Genomic DNA, 24,170 nt, shown 5'->3' on the forward strand with positions numbered 1-24,170 from the left:
TTTAAAATGTTAAGTTAATTCCAAGAAGGAAGTTGCGGGTTGAAGGTGTATTAGTACCTATGGTTAGCAACCTTCTGTTGTAACTAGTAGTAACTGCAGCATTCTCATCTCCATAAGAGTTAGGTTCAGGATCCATTCCTGATTCTCTGTTATAAGGTGAGAAAAGCACAAATGCATTTTGAACTGTAGTATAAAGTCTAAATCTGTCTACACCCAGTTTTTCAAGAAATTCATCCTCAAAATTGTAACCGAGCGTAATAGTTCTAATCTTTAGGAATGAACCATCAAAATAACCTAGAGTTGAGCCATATTTAGGATTGTCTCCGCTTTTTATTCCTGCAGGATTAGGATAATCTGCACTCGTATTTTGAGGTGTCCAGTAATCTACATCTACATTTCCTCTACGGCCGCTCAGCATATTTAAATAACCTGAAGAACCGTATAAAGTGCTTATCAGGATTCCTCCGCTTTGAAATGCTCCTACTGCAGTTAGATCAAAATTCTTATAAGCTAATCTGGTATTAAAACCTCCCTGAAAATCTGGATTAGTGTCTTGTATTTGTCTATCGTCTGGACCTATTGCTCTTACAGGAGTGCCATCATCATTGTATTCTCCTGTGTACTTCACTTTAATAGAACCTAACACAGTACCTTGATCAGTAGCGCCATAAGGACCAGGTTCAAGAATATCCTGATAAGGATCACCTTCCTGCCATAATCCTATTTTTTCATAATCATAGATCACATTAACAGGGTGGCCTACAAACCAACCATTTGCTTCATCCCGTTCTTGTCCTGAAGAGAGAGAAACCAGTTCATTGCGGTTTGCATATAGGTTAAATCCTGCTTCCCAGGTAAACCCATCTGGATTGTCTATAATGACACCATTAAGAGAAACTTCTACACCTTTATTCTGGGTCTCACCAATATTTGCTGTATAACTCCCAACACCTGCGGTACTAGGAAGACTTACTCCAAGTAAGATATCATTAGTATTGGTTTTATAATATTCTACAGTACCTGAAAGGCGATTATTAAAAAAGCCGAAATCAATACCAAAGTTCCATGTAGTTGAGTATTCCCAGCCCAATTCAGAGTTAGGCAGTTCAGTCACATAATAGCCTGTTTGATAATTTTCATCACCAAAGTTATAGGGTCTCGTACCCAGGCGACCTAAAGTTGCATAAGGAGCAATTGCCTGGTTAGATGTTTCACCATATCCTGCACGTAGTTTTAATTGATTAAGCCATTCAACCGGCTCCATAAAAGATTCGTTCTTAATGTTCCACCCTACAGAAGCAGCAGGATAGGTATTCCATTTATAACCTTCAGCAAGACGAGAAGATCCATCTGTACGCAAGGTTGCCGTGAAAAGATATCTGTCATCATAAGAATAAATGGCTCTTCCCATAACAGACATTAAGCCGTATTTTTGATACACCTGTGTATCAGGATTAATAGATATCTCACCATTAGCCTGTCCTAAATTGTAATACTGAAAAGCATCTGATGGGATATCACGTGCAACAATAGAAGATCTGTTATAATTTGTTTCTTCTGCAGAGAATAAGCCTACAACATTAAGGCTGTGTTTCTCTGCGAAAGTACGATCGTAAGTAATTAAATTCTCAATTAACCATCGTGTTTGTTGTGAATTACCAATTGAAGCTACAGATTGTGTATCTGGCTGAGCACTAAAAACGCCTTCACCTGTATATTCACCATCATTAGACACATTAAAATTAAGACCAAGATTGGTGCGAAATTTTAATCCCTCTACACCTGGTATAGCGATCTCAGCATACATACTGTTGTATGAACCGAATGATTTTGTGTGATCAACCCAACGGTCACCAAGACTCTTTACAGATTCTCTTGTATATACCCATTGATCGTCTAAAGGCATTCTAATAACCCTTTTTAAAGTTCCGTCTTCATTATAAGGGTCTGCAAGAGGCGAACTGCTAAGAACTCCATACAATCCTAAATTATTCCCATTGCTAATTGAATAGTTATTGTTAGTGCTAAAACCAATACGAATATTCTCTCCTATTTGCTGGTCCAAAGCGCCTCTTAATGATATACGTTGATAGTCTTGATCTGGTATAACAGCCTCTTCCTTATAATAAGCTAGCCCAAAGTTATAGTTGCCTGTTTCACCGCCTCCTGAAACACCCATATCATGGTTCATAATTAAACCAGGAGCGTAAAACATACCTTGCCAATCTGTATTTACATCGCGAGATTCATCAGTACCATCATTAGGGTATAGACCTGCTGCATCTCGAAGGGCAGCGAGTTGTGAACCATTCATCATAGGGTATTCAGAAAATGTGGTAGCAAGTCCTGAAAAACTGTTATATGTAAATTGTGCAGTTTGACCTTTTTGTCCTCTATTAGTAGTAATTAAAACAACGCCATTAGCTCCCCGTGATCCATAAATAGCGGTAGCAGAAGCATCTTTTAAAATATCTATACTTTTTATGTCATTAGGACTAATATCACTTATAGATCCAGAAAAAGGAATACCATCCAGAACAATAAGCGGGTCATTACTTGCTGTAAGAGAGCGTACACCCCGTATACGTATTTGTCTTGTAGAACCCGGTTTTGATGAAGATCGTGAAAGTTCTACCCCGGGTAAACGTCCTTGCAAAGCTTCAGACACGTTAGCAGAAGGCACTTCACGTATCTCATCACCTTTTATAGATGCTACAGATCCTGTAACAGATTCTTTACGCTGTGTACCATAACCTACTACAACGATTTCGGCTAGAGACTCAGCATCAGCGGCCATAGTCACATTAAATGTAGACTGACTATTTACCGGTATTTCCTGAGTTGCAAAACCTACAAAACTAAATTGTAATACACCATCTGAAGGCACATTTGATAAGGTAAAATTACCATCAAAATCGGTTGCTGTACCATTGCTTGTTCCCTTGAGTAACACAGTTACTCCGGGCAGGGGTCCCATTTCATCAGAAACGGTACCATTAACAGTTCCATTTTGAGAATAGGCCGGAAAGGCTAAAGCACAAAACAGAACAAAAAAGAAAAGCTTTTTAAGCTTTAAATGTTGTTCATTGAGTAAATGATTGATCATTTTGTTAATTTTTTTGATTTAAAGATGCCTGGCAGGCGAATTCTTAAAAAGAACAGCCATTTTTTTTTGATGTCATAAAAATACACAAATTATAATATGATGCAATCGATTGCGTAAAAAAAATGCTAATTTATTGTGAATTTAACTTTTAACGGTGTCACTTTATTATGTTAAAATGCTATAAATCAGATAATTAAATATTAAATTAATTTTAAGAAAACGATTGATTTTTTTTTGAATAACTTAGCGATGCGCAAATGAGTGTTCATATGCGCTTTTCTATATATTTGATTCTTAATTTAATAAACAAACACCAAATGATTAAATCTTACATGAAGTTAAATGCGGTAGCACTGCTCACCATTACACTTGCAACCACTACCGACTGCAAGAATAATGAGTCTTCTAAGGCGTCTGCAGAAACAGAAAATAGTGCTGTAAATGATACAATTGCTAGTGGCAATTTAAATGATGAGCCTTTAGTTACTAATATTTATACGGCAGATCCTTCAGCACACGTTTTTAACGGTAAGTTATATGTATATCCTTCTCACGATTATGAATCTGGTATACCTGAAGATGACCTTGGGAGTCACTTTGATATGAAAGATTATCATATTCTTTCTATGGATAGTGTAGGAGGTAAGGTTACAGATAATGGTGTTGGTCTAGACATTAAAGATATCTCCTGGGCGGGTCGCCAGTTATGGGCACCAGATGCTGCAGAGAAAGATGGTACATACTATTTATACTTTCCTGTAAAAGATAAAGAAGATATCTTTAGAATGGGTGTCGCTACAAGCGAAAATCCAGCAGGTCCTTTCACAGCCGAAAAAGAGCCTATTAAAGGTAGTTTTAGCATAGATCCGGCGGTTTTTGAAGATACAGATGGTGAATATTACATGTATTTTGGCGGAATTTGGGGTGGCCAATTACAACGATGGACTTCTGGAAAATATGTTAATGAAGATAAATATCCTGCAGATGACCAACCGGCATTAAGCCCAAAAATTGCAAAATTGAGTGACAATATGCTTGAGTTTGCTGAAGCTCCTAAAGATATTCAGATTCTTGATAAAGAGGGTGACCCGCTTACTACAGGTGCAAACGACAAGCGTTTTTTTGAGGCTGCATGGATGCACAAATACAACGGTACATACTACTTTTCTTATTCTACAGGTGACACGCATAATATAGTTTATGCTACAGGTGATAATCCTTATGGTCCTTTTACATATCAGGGAGTTTTATTAAAGCCGGTTTTAGGCTGGACAAATCATCACTCTGTTGTAGAATTTAACGGTAAGTGGTATTTGTTCTATCATGATAGTTCGTTATCTGGTGGTAAAACCCATTTACGTAGCGTGAAGGTAACAGAACTTCATTATAATGACGACGGCACAATTCAAACTGTTGATGCTATGGTAGAAGCAGAATAATTAAGAATATCTATAAAAAGAAAAACCTCTGCACTAGCAGAGGTTTTTCTTTTTATAGTACCCAAACTTATTCTGTTACTGTTGCTGCCTCGTCTTTAAAAACCACATCATTGCCTGTATATTCAAACCAATCAAAGTATGCTTTAGAAGGACTTTGTTTACCATTAGAGGTGGTGTACATACCAATAGTTACGCCTACAAAACCACCTGCCACTTTGGTGCTCAGGTATTTTCCATCAACGTCTTCAGCTAAGGAGTTCCAATTATTATTGTTGCCGTAATAGAAATTGTAATGATCTGTATGAAATTCTATTTTTAGTTCGAGCTCGCTCTCTGTTGCCTCTATTTCTTTTTCGGCTAAAACCTCAAAGCTATCCTCGTTGCTTTTTCGCAGTTCTACAACGGGTACGTTATCTTTTATACTTTTACACAAATAATAGAAGTGAGTCTCATTTTGAAAAGCCACAATACCGGCACTTTCATTATCAGATTCTGGTTTAAAATCTAGGCTTACAGCGACAGAACCTTCTAAATGTTGCTGTCTGTGACCTATAAAACTAGGATTGCTTTTGCCTGAAATAGTTTCGGGTCTTGTTTCTAAAGCAATACTTCCTGCGCGATCTGTAAAGTTGTACCACATATCATTTACAGTTCGTATAAATAGCCAGTTAAAACCGAGTGAATCAGCTTCAAAATCCTCTTTAAATGTGAAATTTCCACTTAAGGGAAATGCGTTTTTATCAATTGTCACTCCGTCAGGAACGGGATATTTGTATTTTACAGATTCACCTTTAAGATCAAAAACCGGCCAGTCGTCTACCCATTTTACCGGGGCAAGAAAAGTTTCTCTACCTGTGTTATAATAATCATCACCGTAAGCGCGGCATGCCAAAAAAATACCGTACCAATCACCGTTAGGTGCCTGAGTAATATCTGCATGTCCTGCTGAAGTGATAGGGTTTGGCCTTGTTGGGTCTAGATCACGCTGCGTTAAAATAGGATTATTCTCATAAGGAATGAACTTGTCATTTATATCTTTAGTACGGTAAACAACTTCAGAGTGATCAATGGCCGTGCCGCCTTCTGCCGTCATGAGGTAATAATAACCATTAAGCTTATAAATGCGCGGACCTTCCGCCCAGATAGGTTTTTTCGAAATATCGACGCCGCCATTTACCAGAATTCTATTCTCGCCTATAACTTTTAGGTTTTCTTTGTCAAATTCAAGAAGTCTAATTGTTCTGTGACCCTGATATAAAGGTTTGTTATCTGGAGCGTCACTATTATAAACGATATATGCCTTGTCCTCATCAAAGAAAAGACCTGGGTCAATACCTGAAACTTCCGGAAGCCAAACCGGGTTAGACCAGTCACCGGCTGGATCTTTAGTTGTAACTACAAAATTACCTTTGCCATCTACTAAAGTACAGGTTACATAAAATGTACCATTGTCATAACTAATATCTGGGGCAAAAATGGCTCTTGAAACACCAAAACCTTCTAATTGTAATTGCTCTGGTCTGTCTAATACGTTTCCTATTTGTTTCCAGTTTATAAGATCTGTACTGTGAAAAATGGGGATTCCCGGGTAAAAGGCAAATGACGAATTTACCATGTAATAATTACCCTTACCATCATCTGTTATACTGGGATCTGGATACCAGCCGGCAAGAATGGGGTTGTTAAAATATTCTTGTTCTGGTTGCTCTGCTGAAGCGGTTTCAGTTCTTTCTTTCTTCCCGCAGCTGGTTAGAATAAAAGCGGTTAAACAAATGCTTACCCAAATTTTAAAAGGCATGTTTATTAGAATTGGTTAATCAGGAAGAAATATAGCCAATAAAACCATGTTTTACGCAATCGATTTAAACTATTCAAATAATCTCATATTTATAGATGAAGAAAAGGTAAAAAGAACCGATTTTTACTAGTTAGGAGCGATTTTATAGGTGTTTTACCCAGTTTGTAGGTTTTAATCAAGGGTTATGGAATTTGTTTCAGCCTTTATTCTAAGTGTTTATTCTTCAGGAAATTTCATTTCTTGAAATTTAAAAATACAAACAGCTAAAACTATAGTTAGGGAGTATATTAGAATCCATATTGTTTGTGTGGAGAATCTTGTAACAAAACCATTATCTACTAAAAAAAAGTCATCCAAACAGAGAATAAAGAATATAATGATAATATGGTCTTCTTTTGCCACACTAAATAATCAGACTTCAAATTCCGTTTAATAAACCAAAATACTGCCATAGCGGGAATTGACAGCAATGAGCCCATTATGATCATAGCGAATATCACTTCATAAGAATTTAAAATACTGTCAGGACTAGCTTTGTTTGTTATTATGCTTAACATCAAAACTAATAAAAGTGGAGAAATGATGATTGTAAATAACCAAACTAGAATAGTGTATTTCATTGTCTTGCTTAAATAGTCTGAGGTTTACCTAAAATATTTATAAAAAAGAACCGATTTTTAGTAGTTTAGGAGTGATTTTATAGGTGTTTCACCCAGTTTTTCTCTTCCTTTTAGAAAATCTAATTCCATTAAAAAATTGAATTCAATGACTTCTGCCCCGCAACTTTGTATAAGTTGTTGTGCAGCGGCAGCTGTACCGCCGGTTGCCAGAACATCATCATGCAGAATAACTTTTTGACCTGGTTTGATCGCATTTTCCTGTATCTCAATAGCGTCTTCACCATATTCAAGTGCGTATGATTGTTTAATAACCCTGCCGGGGAGTTTACCCGGTTTTCGCATAAGTGTAAAACCCACCTGTAGATGTTGAGCAAGTAAAATACCTAATAGGAAACCGCGGGATTCTATGCCTACAACCTGATCTATTTTTGTGGAGTCTAAGTCTTTAGCAAGTTGCAGCACAGTTTCTCTGGTGGCTTCAGGATTTCGCAAAAGCGGACTTATATCTTTAAAAATTATTCCCGGTTTAGGAAAATCTGGGATATCGTGTATAAATTCTTTCAGGTTCATGGGAGAAATATATCATTTTCTGCTGAAGTTCTCTAGCGTATCTTTGAAACTTCTATGATCTAATTCATTCTCTATGGAAATTTTACTTGCCCAGATTTTTGGTTCATTATTTGGTTTTTTAGCTATTATTTTTGGTGCATTTGGCGCCCACGCGCTAAAAAAGAAGTTTACCGCAGATCAACTCAATTCATTTGAAACCGGGGTAAAATACCAGATGTATCATGCAGTAATTCTGGTCGTACTTGGTCTTGTGTTGGGCAGTGCAAGCGCTCTGGAGACGTATGCGATTTATTGCTTTATTATAGGAACCTTTTTATTCTCTTTTAGCATCTATGGTTTGTGCATTAGCGCAGCCGCCGGCAAAAAATGGAAATTTCTAGGTCCTGTAACTCCGTTAGGAGGCTTATTTCTGGCCGCAGGCTGGTTTATGCTATTGCTCAATTTTATCTAGAAAGCAAAAATGCCTGTGATTAGTTATTGCTACTAATTCACAGGCATTTATAAGGTTCTTAATTTAAATATTTTTACTTGCCCTCAAATTCAATTCCTGTCACAGCAGATGTTGACTGGGTTTGATTGGGAGAATTTTTAGGCACATACGTGAAATACACTTCGTGGAAATCACCATCTGTAACCGGATCTACTTGAATGGGTAATTGAGCTGTTTTTTGAGAAGCTTTAGAAGCCGGAAGCGTTCCCTTACCTACTAGTTTACCATCTGGTGCATCAAGATGGATCTCATAATCAAAACCTGCGTCTAACGTGTCCTGCCAGCCAATTGTAAGATTTGCTGTTTTTACATCTGTAAGATCAAGATGAGGTATTGCAAACCAGCCCATTTTCTCAGGATTAATAAGCATGTCTTTACCGCCCATAGACATGATCTTAAAACCGTCTGTCTTCATGTCTTCAGAAATAGAAATATTGTTGCCGGGTAGCAGAAGCTGAGATGTCCCCGTTAGGGATTTGCTTCCGGAAGCACCGTGATCTGTATAACTTGCGGTCACTACCAGTGTATTGCCTGCAGGTTTTTCTTGTGGAATTATCTTCCCGGAAGCTGGCAGGGATTTGTTTTTTTCGCCTTGAGTTAAAGACAAAATATAAGCTGTGATCTGTCTTGTATCTTCTGATGTTAAAGTAGGATGCGCTGGCATCATAACCTCACCCCAAACGCCCGCACCACCGGCAATGATTTTCTTGCCCAGATAATCATAGACATTCTTATCGTCTTTATATTTTTGTGAAACGGCTGTATAAGAAGGTCCTACAGATTTCTCATTGATCTTGTGGCAGCTGCGGCAATCCATAGTTTGCGTTAAGGTTTTACCCATGATAGAAGCAGCAACTTCCTGATGACCCATAGCCAAAGAAGCTTTATCTAAACCTTCAGCATAATCTATAGCGACATAAACGTTTGTACTGTCTATCTGGCTTGCATCTTCACTATCGCTAACATTTACCTGATATTGAATAGGTACACCAGGCATAAAGAATGATTTGTTTCCTTTTGTGATCGCGATATCTACTTTAGGTCTTTCATTACCTGCATAAATATTAATGACATCACTGCTCGCCGATGCATTTTTGTTATCTGTGACTTTTACAGAAATTTTATATTCACCCGGTTCTGAGTAAGTATATTCCAGCTCTGGCTCTGTGGTCTCTTTAGTCTCGTTATTACCAAGATCCCACAAATAAGTAACCTCGTCTTTCTCACGGTCTCTGGCATTAACTGCTACTTTTACTTTTAGCGGTACAGCGCCAGAAGTTTTATCAATCTCTAGACCTTCTACTAACGGTGGTCTGTTACCGCCATTGTAATCTATACGCGCCAGACCCGAGTCATCATTATTTGTAAACCAGCCGCTACCGTACTCAAGCAGGTAGATCTTACCATCAGGACCTACTTCCATATCTATTAGAGAATTTACTTTTATTAAGGGAGCGAAAGGTTCCATTTTTTCAAAGTCACCGTTTGGTTTCATAGTCACGGCTTTCATCCAGCCACGTATCCAGTCGTAGATTATTAATTTACCATTGTAGTATTCTGGTAAAGCTGATTTTTTAGGATACATATCTGTATAATATACAGGTCCCGCTATCGCGTTTCTACCGCCCTGACCTACGTCAGGAAAATCTTCTGAAGCTGTATACGGATACCAAATATAAGCCGGTTGCGCAGGTGGTAATTCTTCTAAACCGGTATTATTTTTAGAATCATTTACAGGCTTTTCAGGATTAAAGGGTTCACCACTTTTGCCTGTAGCATAATCATAATCTCGATATGCATAGTTGTTACCTATAAATAATGGCCAGCCAAAGTTACCTGGTTTTCTTGCCTGGTTCACCTCGTCATAACCGCGAGGACCACGAGTTTGCAAGCTGTCATTATTTGCATCTGGACCTACATCACCCCAATAAAGATTTCCGTTTTTTGCATCTACAGAAATGCGATAAGGATTGCGATGTCCCATTGTATAAATTTCAGGGCGTGTTTTATCAGTTCCTTCAGGGAATAAATTACCGCTGGGAATATCATAAGACCCGTCTTCATTTATTTTTATACGTAAAATTTTACCTCTCAGGTCATTTGTATTTCCTGCAGAGCGGCGTGCATCAAACTGGCGATGGTCTGGCAAATCGTTAAGCGGTGCAAAACCACTGTTTACATATTCTGCGTTCTTTTCGTCGAAAGGCGTAGAATTATCTCCTGTAGACAGGTAGAGCAAATTATCGGGTCCAAAGGCGATAGAACCTCCCGTATGACAGCAAATTTCGCGTTGCGTATCAATCTCTAGAATTGTTTGCTCGGTATCGGTTTTAAAAGTATCATCTTCAAATTTAAAACGCGATAGACGGTTTATAGATCTATCTCCCGTTGGGCTGTAATAGGCGTACACCCAGTGGTTATTTTCAAAATCAGGAGCTTTTTGTAATCCCATTACACCTTCTTCTGCATTTACGCCGGGTGTGTGCAGCGTTTTACAGTAAACATCGAGAAAACCTACTTGTGTTACCTTTTTGGTTTCCTGCTTGTACAGCATAATTTCACCCCTTCTTTGTGCTACCAGAATATCAAGATCTGGAAGAATGGTCATCTCGGTAGGTTCAAAAAAGTCGCCCTGTACAAGCTGCGTTTTAGTAAATCGATCTGCATCTGGCATTGTGTCTGCACTGGCTAAATCTGGATTTTGTTTTTTATCACTCTCACATGCTAGAATAGAAAACAGCAGAAGTGATGCCAGGAGTATTACTGGTTTTTTCATTAAGAAATTTGGTTTAAGCGAAGAAAAATTAAGTATTAGGTTGTGTATGATGAAAGTACAATTAATTATTACTATAGAACGAAAAAATCGGGTGAAAAATCCCGATTTTGATATTAAAACAACCGATTTTTTATCAGTTTGCTTCTGTAGTTAATGATGTGACATCGTTACTGTAGCATTTTTTACTCTTATAAAGCTGGTAATGCCAACTCGTGAATCGCATTTTGATTGGTGTCGATTTCAAACAGTTTTGAATAATCCATGACATTAGGCACATTATCGAGCTCACATAAAAATGCGATTGCAGCGCAAAGCCCGTTAAATTGTGTTTCTTTAGAAGTAGGATCTTTAGGTTTTCTTCCTCTATGATGCAAAGGGACAGAATAACCACAGCCTTGTAAAAAAACAGCTTCAATTTTAAGAAGCTCTAATGGGGAATAACCATTTATTTTGCGACCAAAGGTTTCATTTACTTTCCCTACATAATTAAGAACCACAGAGCCGTGTTGATCTGTAAGATGTTTCCAGGCTTCTGTATTATCACAAATATTACCCACTGCGCAGCTTTTGCTGCACTCAGGGTGAAGTTCGCCATTATGAAAAGCAGTATATAATTTGCGTATAGCTTGTTCTAAACGTGGAGAAGTAATCATAGCGTATTCTTTTTCTTGAGATTAAAGTTACAAAAAAGGAGCTAATTCCTGATTTAAAAGATATTGACTAATTGAAATATTGTTACGGAAACATATCGCAGCGACAAGCATACCATTGCTTTACAAAACCGTCTAGTTTATCGAGGTATTCATTAATCTCAACTTTGCCGGTGATTTTATGATCACCGTCAATTAAAAGAGGTGCTTCTGCTAATTTATCCTGAATAACTTCTGAAGGAATCAAAAGCGCATTAACACGTTGTTGTAAGCTAATATTGTCTGAAGTATTTAAGCGTAGTTGTAACATTTTGTTCTCGTTTTACAAGTCTTAAGTTGCTAAGCAATGCTAGAAAATTTGTCGTAAAAATAGTCTGGCATTACGATAGAAAGCTAAACCTTCGTTTAAAAATCACCCTTAAAATCGCCGATTTTTTACCTTTTTTGAACGATTTTTCGCTTTAAGCGAAATGTTATTTAGCTTCAGTATGCTATTTATGTCTAAAAAATGTGAGGAAGCAAGTTCTCTGCACGACTCAACTAGATCTTCTTTACAGCCTCAAGAGCAGAGGAAGCCTTCATTTGTTCAGGTAGATCATCGAGATTATTAAAATCACCCCGAAGTACTTTTAGAGCATATTTTTCACGATCAATTTCTGGGCGGGTACGTACCTTAAACGCCCTGAAAACCGGAACCGGCGGGCACCATCCTTGTAAAGCATGTTGTAAGAAAAAAAGTAAAACGACTCCCGGCAGAATGAACCAGTAAATATTGAGATAAACACCCAGCGCGAGACCGGTTAAAGCGAGTATAGACATATTTGTTTCAAGCACTCTTTCTATATCCCATTCTTTATCTAATTTACTTATTCTGTCTGATATTGCTGTAGATGAACTTTTAGAAAATCTGCGTATGTTCTCTAATGTTTGTTCATCAATTTTGCTGTTCTTTTTAATGGTTGTATTTCTGCGCACGCGCTCGCCAGCCGGTTTATCGGTTTTTGAAAAATGTTGCTATTTCATAGCCTGTTTAAGTTAATTAGTTAAGGGCGATCTTTACTTTCTACACCGGGTATTGATACAGTCTTACCGGGAAATTTATTTTTAAGCACATCTACACCTTCCTGCGGTTTTGCCTTTGGTATTAATTCTTTTCTTTCTTCCCGCTTTTCTTTGCTGTCTATACCCATTTTTTTATCGCGTTTTTCTACCAGTTCTGGTTTGGCCTCACCGTCTCGATTAAATGACCAGGCGAGCTTAGGATCACCATATGGAAAGCTTGAGCCATTCTCTGCGTTTGCACTTCCTGTGCTCCAGACGTGCCAGGTCTTGCCATAGCTGTTCATTTTACTCTCCATAAGTTCTTCTTCTGCTACATCTGGCAATCCCGGAGCAACCAGTTGGCCGGAAAGTATTTCATAATTATGCGGATGCCAGTATTTTTTTTCTGCTTGCGGTAAAGAATCAAATAATCGTTCTGAGATTATATATTCTATACCGGTAAGTTTTGCATCTTCGGTATTACCGTCAAAAAGGGCGCACTGCGCAAAATCTTCATTAATTTGTGTACAGTAATGATGCGCTTCCATTTGATGTGTAGGATCATCTTTCATAGGATGAAAACCTACCAGATATATATCCATAGGTTTAAAAGGGTCTTTACCTTGCAGGGTTTCGGCTCCAGCTTCAAGAACTTGTGTCTTTGTAGTTTTTTCCTTTCCGGGTGGTTCTGTACTAGATTCAGTTTTATCACCACAGGAGCTTATTAATGGTACTGTAATCAGGATTAATGAAAATAATTTATAAATCTTTTCCATTTTTTTAAGTTTAATCATGGCAGTGCAGAGGCACAACTCCATAGTTAATATTCCTATCTACTATTCAATCTATAAGCAATTTACAACAGGCCTTTTAGTGAAATTAATGCAATACATAAAATTTGTTATCCGGAAAATTTCAAAGATTAATGATGCTGATACAGGATATGGACGGCTCAAAACACCTAAAAATGCAAGCGTTTTTGTATGTGTTTTAGCTGATTTTTGTGGTTAGAAGAGCGATTTTTAAGAGTATGGGGGTTTTTTAGTCGACAGTTTTTTCAACTAGTTTTAAGTTTCCGTTTTCAGCTTTCCAATGTTCGTAATATTCTTTATCCTCTTCATTGTGACCTATTATAAATCGCTCTGTTATTTTGGGGACGCCGTTTTTTAATTTAAAAATATCACGCCCGTGCCGACAGCAGCCGTCTCTCCAGGCGCTATTAATTTCTTTTTTTTGATGGTCAAATTCAGGTGAAGTTATAGCTGCGTATTCTGTGTTTTTTTCAAAGATATTTTTAGCCGGATTATATATCCAGAAGAGAAAAGGAACATTAGGCCCGGCCGGCAGAAATTCAATCAGCCTAAAATCAATTTTTCCGTCAAAATTCATGTCTTCAATAGCGAAGAGCTGGTCGTTAGGAAAAGTTGTGCTGAAGTAGTTTTTACCGGGTGTTATTTCTTGTAATAAACTTCCGTTTTTGATAATCTCGATTTTTGTTATTTCGCACTCTTGCTCTTCACAAACTTTCGTAAGACAAAATTCAAATCCTGCTTCATTGAATTTCAAAATTTCTTGGGAAAAAAGTTTGACTGAGAACAGGAAGATTATGAAGAGAAAATATTTTTTCATGAAAAAGTTAGCAGGTTTAGTATGAGGAGAGGAGGTAAGTACTGGTTTTTAGCTGTTTTTACCCGATTTTTAATGGTAAACTGCTGTTTTTTATTTTGGTTTTCTTTCTTCGGGTTTTCTGGTAATGACAAAATATATTACATAGAACCAACTAAAGATTCCATGCAAAAAGGCTAAAAGGACAGATTTATTTCTTTCCCAGGAAAGCACAACAGCTAAAACACTGCCTAAGCCTATTCCGCTTGTGATCGCTGTGTTTTTAATTCCACCGCTTCCGGTTTGCTGGCTGTAACATTCTAAAGAAACTGCAAATAACAAAACTAGGGTAAATTTAATTTTACTCATATTTTTTGATTTTTCGTTTTATAACAGAGGGGAGACTGTGGTTTTTGAAATTTCAAAATAGTTATTTTTCCCTTATTAGTATGAGGGATTTCCGCAAAAGGATGGAAAAAGCCAAAAATTGTAGGCAAAAAAGCATGGCATCAGATTACTCGCTAGTTGTTATATAGATCTGGTGTTACAGCAATCTCAAGGGCAAATTCTCCTTCCTTATCGTAGTATTTGTAATTCATGGTAATGTTATTTTCTCTGTATGGTTTTAATTCAGGACTATTTTTTACGTTATCAATTAAACCAGTTCTAACGTATTTATTAACCGTATCCAGATTTACTTCAGATTTTAAAGTATTTACCAGCGTATAATAATAGATGAAATTTTCTTTGCCTTTTGACGAAGCGCTGTCTAACCGCGTATATTGATCAATTTGCAAAGGGGTTTGCTTATTGACTTCTACAGCAGCTTTTTTTAATTCAGACTCTACGTCATTTTTAAAGAATAAATTCTGCAGGGTAAAATAGGAAATGACGGCTGCAATCATTGCAACAATTGCTTGGGTGAGCTTAGCCTTTTTAGAAGATTGATCTTTCATAGAATTCTTAGGCGTTTTGTGATAATGCGGTTAATGTTTGCATGGCTTTTTTGGCATCTTTTTTATCTACAAAAATGTGGTCGTGGTAGTAGCCGGCGATCACATTACAGCTTATTTCATTTTTTGCCAATGCTCCTGAAAATGCTGCCGTAAGACCCACCGCATCAAGCGATGAGTGAATTGTAAGTGTGATCCATGAAGCGATAAATGTATAATTCAATTTTAAGGTATCAGCTTTATTTTTTTCGATCACGATCGTCGTTCCTTCCTCTTCTTTAAATTCACAGATCGTGTCATTTCTGCCAATTTTATCAAGATTTTTTACAGTAACAAAAACATAATCACCCTCGTTTAACACAGGAGTCATGCCTTTTAGCAAGTTAGTTAAATCTGTTTCTCCGCTCACTTTTTATATTTTATTAATGAAATTAATGAGGCTAGCGCCCAAACACCTTCAAGTATTATAAACGGAAGATAATTCATTAATACAGACGCTAAACAAGCTAAAGATGCGCCGGCTAAATTTAAAAGTATGAATGCTAAACTGCTCTTATCTAATTTTCCGTTTATATTTAAAATGTAAGCTGAGAGTATTAATAAGACACCAATAAAACCTATCCAGTCTACTTTTTCCATTGTGCATTGTTATACGTTACAGATGAGTATATGCTCACTTGATCATCGAAAATAAGTTTTTAAATACAAATAGCGATTTACTAATTACAATCATATACAGAGCTGCATTACATTTACAGTATATGATTAAAAAAGATAAGAATACAGGCAAAGTAACTTTAGCTTCTGCATTTAAAACGATTGTCTGGCCACGAAGAAAGCTGCTTTTTCTGGGACTATTCCTTATAATTATCAGTAGGTTGGCGGGTTTTGTGTTGCCCCTCAAGTCTAAAGAATTACTTGATGAAATTGTGCCAAATAAAGACATTAGCGGACTTTATAATCTCTTGTGGATGGTGGGTCTGGCACTGCTCGTACAGGCAATTACGTCGTTTTTACTTACTAAACTTCTAAGTGTGCAGGCGCAATATCTTATTAGCGAACTGCGCACACAGGTACAGAAAAAAGTTTTGTCGCTGCCCATTAGTTTTTTTGACAATACAAAATCTGGCGCTTTAGTTTCTCGCATAATGAATGATGTAGAAGGTGTGCGAAATCTTATTGGTACCGGTCTTGTTCAGCTCGTAGGCGGAACGCTCACCGCGGTAATATCTTTGGTTTTATTGATACGCATAAATGCATGGATGACACTTTTTGTTTTTGTTCCTGTTGGTATTTTTGGGTTTGTAGCGCTTAAGGCTTTTAAGTTTATACGACCTATTTTTCGCGACCGCGGAAAAATAAATGCTGAGGTTACCGGAAGATTGACTGAAACACTTGCCGGAGTGCGCGTAATAAAAGGTTTTAATGCAGAACAGCAAGAGAATAAAATCTTTGAAGAAGGCGTTGAGCGCTTATTTCAAAATGTCAAAAAAAGCCTTACAGCGACCGCTTTTATGACCAGTTCTGCCACTTTTTTGCTGGGTCTGGCCTCTGTAGGAATAATGGGAATAGGGGGTTATTATATGATTCATAGTACCATGACAACAGGAGACTTTTTGCTTTTTACATTACTGCTGGGTTTTATGATTGCTCCTATCGTGCAAATGAGCAATATTGGGAGCCAGTTAACTGAAGCTCTTGCAGGTCTGGATCGCACAGAAGAACTTATGAATATGACCACCGAAGAAGAAATGCAAAACCGTACAGTAACTCTTGATGATGTGCGTGGGCACATTAAGTTACAGGATGTGACATTTGCATATACTAAAGGGAAGAATGTGCTACATAATATTAGCCTTGATGTAAGCGCAGGGCAGGTTATTGCTCTTGTGGGGAGTTCTGGCTCTGGTAAATCTACCATTGCCGGGCTTTGTGCCAGTTTTATAACACCCATAGAAGGAACCGTTTTTATTGATGGTGTAGACCTTTCTACCGTTCAATTAAATAGTTATCGTAAGCATCTGGGAGTTGTATTGCAGGATGAATTTTTATTTGAAGGAACGATCAGGCAGAATATACTTTTTCCCAGGCCAGACGCTACAGAAGCTGAACTTCTGGCTGCTGTGAACGCGGGTTATGTAAATGAATTCACAGATCGCTTTGAAGATGGATTAGATACATTAATAGGGGAGCGGGGAGTAAAATTATCTGGAGGGCAACGCCAGCGCATCTCTATTGCCAGAGCTATTCTTGCAGATCCTAAGATCATAATTCTTGACGAAGCCACATCTAATCTGGATACTGAAAGTGAAGGATTGATACAGAAATCTTTACAAGAATTAATTAAAGATCGTACTACTATTATTATTGCACACAGATTAAGTACGATCAAAAAAGCAGATAAAATTCTGGTAATAGAAAACGGCAAAATTGCAGAAATAGGTTCTCATGAATCTTTAATCGCTCAAGGCGGAAGATACCACGATTTATATACGTACCAGGCGAAGATATAAGTCTTAGTTTTGCAGAAAAATCAGGTCTAAAACCAAAAAAACCACATCTTTTAGATGTGGTTTTTAATTTATGGTGACCTCGACAGGATTATCAGACATTTATAAGCTATTAAAAAACAGTTATCTAAAAAGTGATTGGTACAAATTTGGGAAGCAAATTAGTGTTGAAGGGTTATTTTCTTGATAACGTTCTGAACATCCTGATCTTTTAGAACATCAATAATCAAGGCTTTAAACAGATCATCCCTTTCTGTTTTTTTAGTATCAACAGTATAATCATCATCATTTTCAGCAATACGCATTGGGTAACGTCCGCATTCAATCTCCAGTTCGGGACCTTCTCCACTTAAAATCCACCGCAAAGAATATTTGGGGTAAATACTTATAAAGTTTTGTAATACCTCAATCCCGGGTAAACTGCCTTTTTTCTTCAACACATTTAAATACCCAGATGTCTTACCTATCTCACGTTCAAGCTGGTTCTTGCTAATACCTTCCCGCTTAGGAATGCTCATTAAACGGTCTACAATAGTTTCTTCCAAAGTGTTAAATATTATCTGTAACACAAAATATATTTTGTAATACAAAACATTCTTTGTAGTATTGTTACAGAATTAGTACAGATTTAGTACAGCTAAAATACAGAATAGTACCAACACCCGCAATAATACATTTATACGATGATCACAGAAGAAGATAGAGAAGCACTTGCTGTAGCTATAGGAAATACTTCTCCGCTAAGCGGATTTAAAGAGTATCTCGATAGTAAGGGATTGCGCAATAGCTGGGGTAGACCATATAGTATACAGGCTTTAGGTCATTACTGGCAAGGCAGACAGGAAAGTCTTGAGATTGAGAAACATCTTTTTGACTATGCAGAGCAGTGTAAGATTGATCGCAAAGCCCACGAAGAACGCAAAGCAAAATTTAAAAATTCAGCAGCATAATGCCTTTTTGCCCCCAATTTAAGTATACGCGGTGGTTCCATAACCTCTCCCTTCAATTCACGGATGTCGCCGCGGTACTTTTTAAAAATAAAATACCCAAGGCGGCCACCCTGGGTATACACACAATAATTAATCCTTAATTCCTAATTATTATGCCAACCAAAAGTACATTATCAAAACCATTTCAGCAAGATCTCACAACTTGCGACCATCAAAATGAAAACACCATTGAGTTCTTTGGTATTCGCAAGAACATGACAACCATGTTTTTTCAGAATGGAAAAGCTAAAGAATGGTCACAGCTACCTAAAAATCTATTTGTCATTATGGCTAACGCCTATCAGCAGGATCAGGGAGCAAAAACGTACTTCTCTACCTGGAATATTCCTTACAAACGTCAGGTAGAACTGTTCACTTACTTTGGATGGGGAACTTTAGATCACAAGCCTGATATAATAAACGGTGTACTGCAACCCTGTGAGAACTTTCGCCATAGCGAAAACTGCCCTTCTGTAAAATTTGATACCAAGCACTTCACGATTAACAGGCAACAGCTTACAGAACGTGATCTAAAGATCATAGATATTTCTGCAAAAGGAACGCTCAATACAGAGGCCGCTAGAATGCTCAATATAACCGTGAGTACCTACAATTCCCATAAAGCCAAGCTATTTAAAAAGACTGGGACAGACGGTGTAGTGAGTCTGCTAATGGCAGCATTTAAAGAAAAACTAATCGCCAGTTAGATGAATACAGAACTAAAAATAAAAGAACTGAAAAGCAAGATCAACAGGCTTAACGGGCACATAGAGCAGGTCGCGAATGATAACATATTTACCCAAAATGATCGCGATATCCTGCTGCCCAGATACAGACAAATTTTAATGGAATTTAAACAAGAATTGTATGACTACGAAAACCCCATTGATAGCACCGGAGACACAGATCTTAAACGAGCAAAAGAGATCACGGTTATTGACGCGATTGAAGTCACTGGTACAACCTGATGAAGTTGCAGTATTCTATCCAGATCCAGATGAATTGGCAAAAGAGGTCATTAAAACAAACAAAGAGATCGAGCAAAGCTTTTGCGATACTCCCCTTACGGTGGGAGATTTTAAAACAGTAACACAACCCGCCCACAAAATGCCCATAATGGTTTGTAGTGGAATTAATTTGAGTAACAACGGGCGGGTTTTAAAATAGTTGGATGGTTGATTGGTAGAAGGGGTGCGGTCACTCAGCGCACCCTTTCTTTTTAAAACATTTTATTATGAGCAAAATATATCACTGCAATAATGGCCTCTGCGCCAGTATAGATTTAGACACAGACAATTGGTTAACCATTGGGAGCAAAAACGGCAAAAGCCTAAAGATCAAAAACAATCTTAAAGGAAAGAAGCAGCGCAAAAAATCACAGCAGGATCTGCATTTCTGCTCTATAGAATGCCTCACCAATTTTTTTAATGCAAAAACTATATAGTAATGGAGCCACTCAAAATAGGAAAATACAATAGATACGTTTGGGAAGATGAACACCTCAATTTCTTAAGAAAAAACTTTGAGAAAATGAGCAATCAAGAACTTGCTGATACATTAGGAATACGTCTCAATTCCTGCAGAACTAAACTTTATGAGCTTGGCTATAAAAGAATGGAACTTCAATACTGGACATCTGCACAGGTTAATTATCTCAAAGGCAATTACAAAACTAAAGGAGATACTGAATTAGCTGAGATTTTTAATTCTAAATGGAAAAAACCAAAAGGATGGACAAAAAAACACATCGAAAAGAAACGCCGCTATTTAAAGCTTAAAAGATCTCGTGAAGAACGCCGTCAAATTAAAACTCGCAATTCACAATTAGGGTATTTCAAAATAGGATCTAAAAAAGCTTGGGAAACCAGAGGAATTACCCCTGTAGGTGAAATTAAGATTTGGGAATATTCTAAAGATCGCTTTTGTGCAGTCATTAAAACTGTAAATGGTTTTGTGCATTACAACAGGTGGTTATATGAGCAAAATTTTAAACCTCTTTCTTCTGATGACTTAGTAGTTACTAGATCTGGTGAAATTAAAGCTAAAGGCCCTGCCGATTTACTACTTATTGATAGAGCAGAAAATGCCAGAAGAAATAGTCTTTTAAGATATCCGGAAGAACTCCGCAATACAGTAAAACTCATAAGAAAATTAAATCAAGAACTTCAAAATAGTTAAATCATGGCAAATGATCTTAAAGAACTCAATGATATTTTATTTGATACACTCAGAGGTATCAAAGATAATTCTGTAGATGTGAAACAAGCCAATGCAGTTATTGGTGTTAGTAACGCTTTAGTTAATAACGCGAAGGTTCAGCTCCAGGCTATGAAATTAAGTGGCGGAAAAACTCCACCAAAATTCCTAAGTATTGAAGCAGGCCCACAGACTACGAATTTTAAAAATAAACATGAAGCTATGACAGCATACGCTCAAAACATTGGTGAGCGAAATGTGGCTGATGCTATTTCAAAGCATGGGAAGAAGGATTTTGAAAAAGGCCTGAAAGAATGGCTCGAAGAAACCAATCAAAAATATTAATAAAACTTCCCAGAACCACACAGAATGCCCTACATCTCAGAAGATAAAAAACAGGAAATACTTAACAAGGCTCAACTTGATAATACCCTTAATGCATATCATCAGCATGGCAAAAAGAAGGGAAGCCAGATAAAATATACCTGTCCCATTTGTAAAAAAGCAGACAAGCTTGAGTTTTCCCCGGCAAAGAATATCGTAAAATGCTTTTCATGTGATATTGGCGCGGGGCAGCCTATAGATTATGTGATGAAGTTTCACAATCTTACTTATCCAGAAGCTTTAGAATCTCTCGCTCAAATAGAAAATATCTCCCTGCAGGAAGAAAAACCGGTGAAAAACACTAAAAAAGCGGTTAGATCTAAGCGGGTTAAAGAAGAAAGCGCCTTTCCGTTTTGTGCCAATAAACTTGATGGCAGCGGATTAACCACTGATGATATCACGGCCTCTGTTTACGTAGATCAAAATACAAATGCCCTGGTACCTACTTTTCGCAGCGGGAGTGTAGATGATAAATGGAATGTGATCCCAGGTGATGATATCATTATAGATTACTACGATCTGGAGGGTAAGAAGATGTACTACTACCGCAAAGACAAAAGCGGAAACCCTACAGGAACCAAGCTCACATTTCGCCGTGTGCGATATCAAAATCCTGAGCTGCATAAAGACAGGTATGGCAAACCTACTAAATACAAATCTCCCTATGGCAGCGATTCTAAGATCTATATTCCTAAAGGTGTACGGGCAAAATATCAACGGGGTTCGCACATTGATACTTTATACATACAAGAGGGTGAGCTTAAAGCAGAAAAGGCCACAAAGCACGGTCTATTGTCTGTGGGTATTATGGGCATACATAACATTGCCAGTAACAATAAGCTCCCTCGTGAATTTGAACTGATCATCAAGAAATGCCAGGTAGAGAATGTGGTTTTTGTACTTGATGCAGACTGGGACCAGCTTAGTAGTAAGATTGATAGCAACAACGCTGCAGATATGCGGCCTAAATCATTCTTTAGGGCAGTGCTCAACTTTCAAAAACATTTCTACGCGTTTACAAATAATGATATTCACCTTAAGATATTCTTCGGTTATATAAAAGACAATCCGGAGAAAGATAAAGGTATTGACGATCTGCTAACTAACTCCCTGCGTGGTAAGGAAGATGAATTAAAACCCCTTGCAGAAAAAGCACTGGTAGATCCTGCCGGAGATGCCAAATGGATTAAATTTCATGACATCACAACAGTCAGTGATTATAAATTACTATCATACTGGCACCTAGAAAGCAAAGACGGCTTTATAAATCATTACCGCAAAGATCTGGAGCATTTACCGGAGTTTAAAATAGGAAATGTAAAATGGCGCTTTGTAAAGGGTGAGATCGAGCTGGCACAGCCGCTGCTTGATCATGAGCAATATTGGAATGAAGATAAAAGTAAAAAAGGCAACACATTATCTTTTAATTACAAACGCTGCTACACCTTTCTGCAGAATAGAGGTTTTCACCGCTACCATATAGGTGAGGGTAAATACATCTGGATTCACATAGAAGATAACATTGTCTCTACCGTAGATAACTACCAGATCAAAGATTTCGTGATCAATTTTACCAAGCAAATATCGCGTGAGGATGTAGAAAATTTGCTCTACGCCGGCGGAAATCGCTACTTAGGTCCAGACAGTATGGGTAACCTAGAGTTTACCAGGTTAAACCTGCACCGCCCGGGTAAAGGTATACAGTATCTATACTTTAAGAATTGCTATTGGAAAGTTACTGCGGAAGGTATTGAGCAAACCGACATCAGTGATATTCAAGGCCACGTCTGGAAAGACAAATTGCGGGATTTTGAACCAAAGATAACAGAGCCATTACTTAAAGAATTGCACCAGATCACACTTAAAGATGCACAGAAAGATCCTGATCTCAAACCATACATTGGGGAGTATACGATTGATTTTAGTAAAGCTGGTGAAAAGTGCCACATGTTACAGTTTTTATTAAACACCTCTCGCTTTTCCCGAAAGCCGTTATCAGAATACATGCTTGATGAAGCATTTAATACCTCTCGTCACTTTCTAAGTAAGATTACAGCCATTGGGTATATGTTGCACCGGTACCGCAATGCAAACATTATGCGCGCGGTGATAGGCATGGATGTTAAAATGAGTGAGGTTGGTAGTTCGCACGGCCGTAGTGGTAAATCCCTTGTTGGTCTTATTATGGAAAATCTGGTACCCACGGTTACTATTCCAGGTAAGAAACGAGACCTGTTAGAAGATCGTTTTGTTTTTGAGGAGGTAGACGAGCGTACAGAGAATGTATTTATAGATGACGTGCGCATCAATTTTGACATTGAGATGCTTTTCCCCTACATCACCGGTAAGTTCACGGTAGAGAAAAAAGGATTGGGAAAAACCACGTTGCCTCCAGATACCACACAAAAATTTTACATTACTACAAACCACTCCTTAAAAGGTGAGGGTGGTAGCTTTAGAGATCGCCAGATACTTTTAGGCTTTAGCGACTGGTACAATGATAAACACAAGCCTATAGATGATTTTAAGGTCATGTTTTTTGACGAATGGGAAAATGAGCAGTATAACCTCTTTTACAATTTCGCAGCCTTTTGCCTGCATACCTATTTTAAATATGGCATTATAGAAGCTCCTACAGAAGAACTACACCGCCGTCGCATACGTCAGGAATTGGGTGAATCTTTCCTTGATTGGGCAAATGAATATTTCTCTAATCCTAATAACCTCAATCAACGCCTGAGCAAGCACGAGATGTACAGTATGGATAAGAACGACCCCAACATTAAGATACATGGTGAAGGGTTTAAAGATCGCTTCCCACGCTCTGCAGCATATACAAACATCACCAGCTTTAAAAAGAAGATAAAGGGTTACTGTGATTTTAAGAACTACAACTACAATCCCTCAACAGAAGGTGGTGACATTAAGACCGGTGGTAAAGAATATATAGAGGTTTTTGTAAGTGAAGATGAATACAATAAAATATTTGAAGCCTATCACCAGAACCGCAAGACAGAAGATGGTGAAGATGGGATTGTTTAAC

Annotated in this window: 25 protein-coding genes; 11 read left to right on the plus strand and 14 right to left on the minus strand. The window is 37.7% G+C overall.

What is annotated here, in order from left to right; translation table 11 throughout:
- Position 1 precedes the first annotated feature (1 nt).
- Positions 2 to 3,106: a SusC/RagA family TonB-linked outer membrane protein gene (locus ACH3O9_RS11070; RefSeq protein ID WP_416440367.1), complete on the minus strand. Its 3,105-nt coding sequence runs from the start codon at positions 3,104 to 3,106 to the stop codon at positions 2 to 4.
- Positions 3,107 to 3,423: 317 nt separating this feature from the next.
- Between ACH3O9_RS11070 and ACH3O9_RS11075 the strand changes: the two genes are divergently transcribed.
- The gene (locus ACH3O9_RS11075) at positions 3,424 to 4,545 is read left to right on the plus strand and encodes a glycoside hydrolase family 43 protein (protein WP_416440369.1); all 1,122 of its coding nucleotides are present in this window, start codon (positions 3,424 to 3,426) and stop codon (positions 4,543 to 4,545) included.
- Positions 4,546 to 4,612: 67 nt separating this feature from the next.
- Here ACH3O9_RS11075 and ACH3O9_RS11080 read toward each other — a convergent pair whose 3' ends face one another.
- Positions 4,613 to 6,343 (minus strand): glycoside hydrolase family 43 protein, encoded by a 1,731-nt coding sequence (locus ACH3O9_RS11080; RefSeq protein ID WP_416440371.1) that lies wholly within the window; start codon positions 6,341 to 6,343, stop codon positions 4,613 to 4,615.
- 677 nt (positions 6,344 to 7,020) lie between these two features.
- Positions 7,021 to 7,533: an adenine phosphoribosyltransferase gene (locus ACH3O9_RS11085; protein WP_416440373.1), complete on the minus strand. Its 513-nt coding sequence runs from the start codon at positions 7,531 to 7,533 to the stop codon at positions 7,021 to 7,023.
- A gap of 73 nt (positions 7,534 to 7,606) precedes the next feature.
- Between ACH3O9_RS11085 and ACH3O9_RS11090 the strand changes: the two genes are divergently transcribed.
- A complete protein-coding gene (locus ACH3O9_RS11090; protein ID WP_416440375.1) occupies positions 7,607 to 7,984 on the plus strand; it encodes a DUF423 domain-containing protein in 378 nt (125 codons plus the stop codon).
- A 73-nt stretch (positions 7,985 to 8,057) separates the two neighbouring features.
- Here the strand turns inward: ACH3O9_RS11090 and ACH3O9_RS11095 are convergent, their stop codons facing one another.
- The 10 genes from ACH3O9_RS11095 to ACH3O9_RS11140 all read right to left on the minus strand — a co-directional run bounded on the left by ACH3O9_RS11095 (position 8,058) and on the right by ACH3O9_RS11140 (position 15,687).
- Entirely contained in the window at positions 8,058 to 10,799 is a 2,742-nt protein-coding gene (locus ACH3O9_RS11095; protein ID WP_416440377.1) for a PQQ-dependent sugar dehydrogenase, read from the minus strand.
- A 188-nt stretch (positions 10,800 to 10,987) separates the two neighbouring features.
- Positions 10,988 to 11,452, minus strand: coding sequence for a Na(+)-translocating NADH-quinone reductase subunit F (locus tag ACH3O9_RS11100; protein WP_416440379.1), 465 nt, complete (start codon positions 11,450 to 11,452; stop codon positions 10,988 to 10,990).
- A gap of 82 nt (positions 11,453 to 11,534) precedes the next feature.
- Positions 11,535 to 11,759 carry a hypothetical protein gene (locus ACH3O9_RS11105; RefSeq protein ID WP_416440381.1) on the minus strand — a complete coding sequence of 75 codons (225 nt, stop codon included), beginning with the start codon at positions 11,757 to 11,759 and terminating at the stop codon, positions 11,535 to 11,537.
- A 230-nt stretch (positions 11,760 to 11,989) separates the two neighbouring features.
- A complete protein-coding gene (locus tag ACH3O9_RS11110; RefSeq protein WP_416440383.1) occupies positions 11,990 to 12,424 on the minus strand; it encodes a hypothetical protein in 435 nt (144 codons plus the stop codon).
- A 68-nt stretch (positions 12,425 to 12,492) separates the two neighbouring features.
- A complete protein-coding gene (locus ACH3O9_RS11115; RefSeq protein WP_416440385.1) occupies positions 12,493 to 13,266 on the minus strand; it encodes an OBAP family protein in 774 nt (257 codons plus the stop codon).
- Between the two features lie 265 nt (positions 13,267 to 13,531).
- Complete coding sequence (locus ACH3O9_RS11120) at positions 13,532 to 14,119, minus strand: XAC2610-related protein (protein WP_416440387.1); 588 nt, start codon at positions 14,117 to 14,119, stop codon at positions 13,532 to 13,534.
- Between the two features lie 90 nt (positions 14,120 to 14,209).
- Positions 14,210 to 14,464 carry a hypothetical protein gene (locus tag ACH3O9_RS11125; RefSeq protein WP_416440389.1) on the minus strand — a complete coding sequence of 85 codons (255 nt, stop codon included), beginning with the start codon at positions 14,462 to 14,464 and terminating at the stop codon, positions 14,210 to 14,212.
- 152 nt (positions 14,465 to 14,616) lie between these two features.
- Positions 14,617 to 15,051 carry a hypothetical protein gene (locus ACH3O9_RS11130; protein ID WP_416440391.1) on the minus strand — a complete coding sequence of 145 codons (435 nt, stop codon included), beginning with the start codon at positions 15,049 to 15,051 and terminating at the stop codon, positions 14,617 to 14,619.
- 7 nt (positions 15,052 to 15,058) lie between these two features.
- A complete protein-coding gene (locus ACH3O9_RS11135) occupies positions 15,059 to 15,457 on the minus strand; it encodes an ACT domain-containing protein (RefSeq protein WP_416440393.1) in 399 nt (132 codons plus the stop codon).
- The gene (locus tag ACH3O9_RS11140; RefSeq protein WP_416440395.1) at positions 15,454 to 15,687 is read right to left on the minus strand and encodes a CBU_0592 family membrane protein; all 234 of its coding nucleotides are present in this window, start codon (positions 15,685 to 15,687) and stop codon (positions 15,454 to 15,456) included. Before ACH3O9_RS11140 ends, ACH3O9_RS11135 begins: the two co-directional genes overlap by 4 nt.
- A 122-nt stretch (positions 15,688 to 15,809) precedes the next feature.
- On the opposite strand from ACH3O9_RS11140, the gene ACH3O9_RS11145 reads away from it, so the two are divergent.
- Positions 15,810 to 17,561 carry an ABC transporter ATP-binding protein gene (locus ACH3O9_RS11145; protein WP_416440397.1) on the plus strand — a complete coding sequence of 584 codons (1,752 nt, stop codon included), beginning with the start codon at positions 15,810 to 15,812 and terminating at the stop codon, positions 17,559 to 17,561.
- Positions 17,562 to 17,719: 158 nt separating this feature from the next.
- Here ACH3O9_RS11145 and ACH3O9_RS11150 read toward each other — a convergent pair whose 3' ends face one another.
- Complete coding sequence (locus tag ACH3O9_RS11150; protein ID WP_416440399.1) at positions 17,720 to 18,127, minus strand: hypothetical protein; 408 nt, start codon at positions 18,125 to 18,127, stop codon at positions 17,720 to 17,722.
- Positions 18,128 to 18,241: 114 nt separating this feature from the next.
- Here ACH3O9_RS11150 and ACH3O9_RS11155 point away from each other — a divergent pair, with 114 nt between their 5' ends.
- The 8 genes from ACH3O9_RS11155 to ACH3O9_RS11190 all read left to right on the plus strand — a co-directional run bounded on the left by ACH3O9_RS11155 (position 18,242) and on the right by ACH3O9_RS11190 (position 24,169).
- The gene (locus ACH3O9_RS11155) at positions 18,242 to 18,508 is read left to right on the plus strand and encodes a hypothetical protein (RefSeq protein WP_416440401.1); all 267 of its coding nucleotides are present in this window, start codon (positions 18,242 to 18,244) and stop codon (positions 18,506 to 18,508) included.
- Positions 18,509 to 18,660: 152 nt separating this feature from the next.
- Positions 18,661 to 19,254, plus strand: coding sequence for a response regulator transcription factor (locus ACH3O9_RS11160; RefSeq protein WP_416440403.1), 594 nt, complete (start codon positions 18,661 to 18,663; stop codon positions 19,252 to 19,254).
- Positions 19,255 to 19,515 (plus strand): hypothetical protein, encoded by a 261-nt coding sequence (locus tag ACH3O9_RS11165; RefSeq protein WP_416440405.1) that lies wholly within the window; start codon positions 19,255 to 19,257, stop codon positions 19,513 to 19,515. It abuts the gene before it with no gap.
- The gene (locus tag ACH3O9_RS11170) at positions 19,493 to 19,714 is read left to right on the plus strand and encodes a hypothetical protein (RefSeq protein ID WP_416440407.1); all 222 of its coding nucleotides are present in this window, start codon (positions 19,493 to 19,495) and stop codon (positions 19,712 to 19,714) included. Before ACH3O9_RS11165 ends, ACH3O9_RS11170 begins: the two co-directional genes overlap by 23 nt.
- 67 nt (positions 19,715 to 19,781) lie before the next feature.
- Complete coding sequence (locus ACH3O9_RS11175; RefSeq protein WP_416440409.1) at positions 19,782 to 19,991, plus strand: hypothetical protein; 210 nt, start codon at positions 19,782 to 19,784, stop codon at positions 19,989 to 19,991.
- Between the two features lie 2 nt (positions 19,992 to 19,993).
- Positions 19,994 to 20,725 carry a hypothetical protein gene (locus tag ACH3O9_RS11180; RefSeq protein WP_416440411.1) on the plus strand — a complete coding sequence of 244 codons (732 nt, stop codon included), beginning with the start codon at positions 19,994 to 19,996 and terminating at the stop codon, positions 20,723 to 20,725.
- 3 nt (positions 20,726 to 20,728) lie between these two features.
- Entirely contained in the window at positions 20,729 to 21,088 is a 360-nt protein-coding gene (locus ACH3O9_RS11185; RefSeq protein ID WP_416440413.1) for a hypothetical protein, read from the plus strand.
- A gap of 24 nt (positions 21,089 to 21,112) precedes the next feature.
- Entirely contained in the window at positions 21,113 to 24,169 is a 3,057-nt protein-coding gene (locus ACH3O9_RS11190; protein WP_416440415.1) for a CHC2 zinc finger domain-containing protein, read from the plus strand.
- The last annotated feature ends 1 nt before the right edge of the window (position 24,170 follow it).

The organism is Leeuwenhoekiella sp. A16, from assembly GCF_047946675.1.
Classification (GTDB): Bacteria; Bacteroidota; Bacteroidia; order Flavobacteriales; family Flavobacteriaceae; genus Leeuwenhoekiella.

Coding starts and splice junctions, on each gene's coding strand:
- ACH3O9_RS11105 (WP_416440381.1), bottom strand. CDS start 11,759: ATGTTACAACTACGCTTAAATACTTCAGACAATATTAGCTTACAACAA.
- ACH3O9_RS11100 (WP_416440379.1), bottom strand. CDS start 11,452: ATGATTACTTCTCCACGTTTAGAACAAGCTATACGCAAATTATATACT.
- ACH3O9_RS11115 (WP_416440385.1), bottom strand. CDS start 13,266: ATGGAAAAGATTTATAAATTATTTTCATTAATCCTGATTACAGTACCA.
- ACH3O9_RS11095 (WP_416440377.1), bottom strand. CDS start 10,799: ATGAAAAAACCAGTAATACTCCTGGCATCACTTCTGCTGTTTTCTATT.
- ACH3O9_RS11175 (WP_416440409.1), top strand. CDS start 19,782: ATGAGCAAAATATATCACTGCAATAATGGCCTCTGCGCCAGTATAGAT.
- ACH3O9_RS11185 (WP_416440413.1), top strand. CDS start 20,729: ATGGCAAATGATCTTAAAGAACTCAATGATATTTTATTTGATACACTC.
- ACH3O9_RS11145 (WP_416440397.1), top strand. CDS start 15,810: ATGATTAAAAAAGATAAGAATACAGGCAAAGTAACTTTAGCTTCTGCA.
- ACH3O9_RS11090 (WP_416440375.1), top strand. CDS start 7,607: ATGGAAATTTTACTTGCCCAGATTTTTGGTTCATTATTTGGTTTTTTA.
- ACH3O9_RS11190 (WP_416440415.1), top strand. CDS start 21,113: ATGCCCTACATCTCAGAAGATAAAAAACAGGAAATACTTAACAAGGCT.
- ACH3O9_RS11160 (WP_416440403.1), top strand. CDS start 18,661: ATGCCAACCAAAAGTACATTATCAAAACCATTTCAGCAAGATCTCACA.
- ACH3O9_RS11085 (WP_416440373.1), bottom strand. CDS start 7,533: ATGAACCTGAAAGAATTTATACACGATATCCCAGATTTTCCTAAACCG.
- ACH3O9_RS11125 (WP_416440389.1), bottom strand. CDS start 14,464: ATGAGTAAAATTAAATTTACCCTAGTTTTGTTATTTGCAGTTTCTTTA.
- ACH3O9_RS11165 (WP_416440405.1), top strand. CDS start 19,255: ATGAATACAGAACTAAAAATAAAAGAACTGAAAAGCAAGATCAACAGG.
- ACH3O9_RS11130 (WP_416440391.1), bottom strand. CDS start 15,051: ATGAAAGATCAATCTTCTAAAAAGGCTAAGCTCACCCAAGCAATTGTT.
- ACH3O9_RS11140 (WP_416440395.1), bottom strand. CDS start 15,687: ATGGAAAAAGTAGACTGGATAGGTTTTATTGGTGTCTTATTAATACTC.
- ACH3O9_RS11120 (WP_416440387.1), bottom strand. CDS start 14,119: ATGAAAAAATATTTTCTCTTCATAATCTTCCTGTTCTCAGTCAAACTT.
- ACH3O9_RS11070 (WP_416440367.1), bottom strand. CDS start 3,106: ATGATCAATCATTTACTCAATGAACAACATTTAAAGCTTAAAAAGCTT.
- ACH3O9_RS11075 (WP_416440369.1), top strand. CDS start 3,424: ATGATTAAATCTTACATGAAGTTAAATGCGGTAGCACTGCTCACCATT.
- ACH3O9_RS11155 (WP_416440401.1), top strand. CDS start 18,242: ATGATCACAGAAGAAGATAGAGAAGCACTTGCTGTAGCTATAGGAAAT.
- ACH3O9_RS11180 (WP_416440411.1), top strand. CDS start 19,994: ATGGAGCCACTCAAAATAGGAAAATACAATAGATACGTTTGGGAAGAT.
- ACH3O9_RS11080 (WP_416440371.1), bottom strand. CDS start 6,343: ATGCCTTTTAAAATTTGGGTAAGCATTTGTTTAACCGCTTTTATTCTA.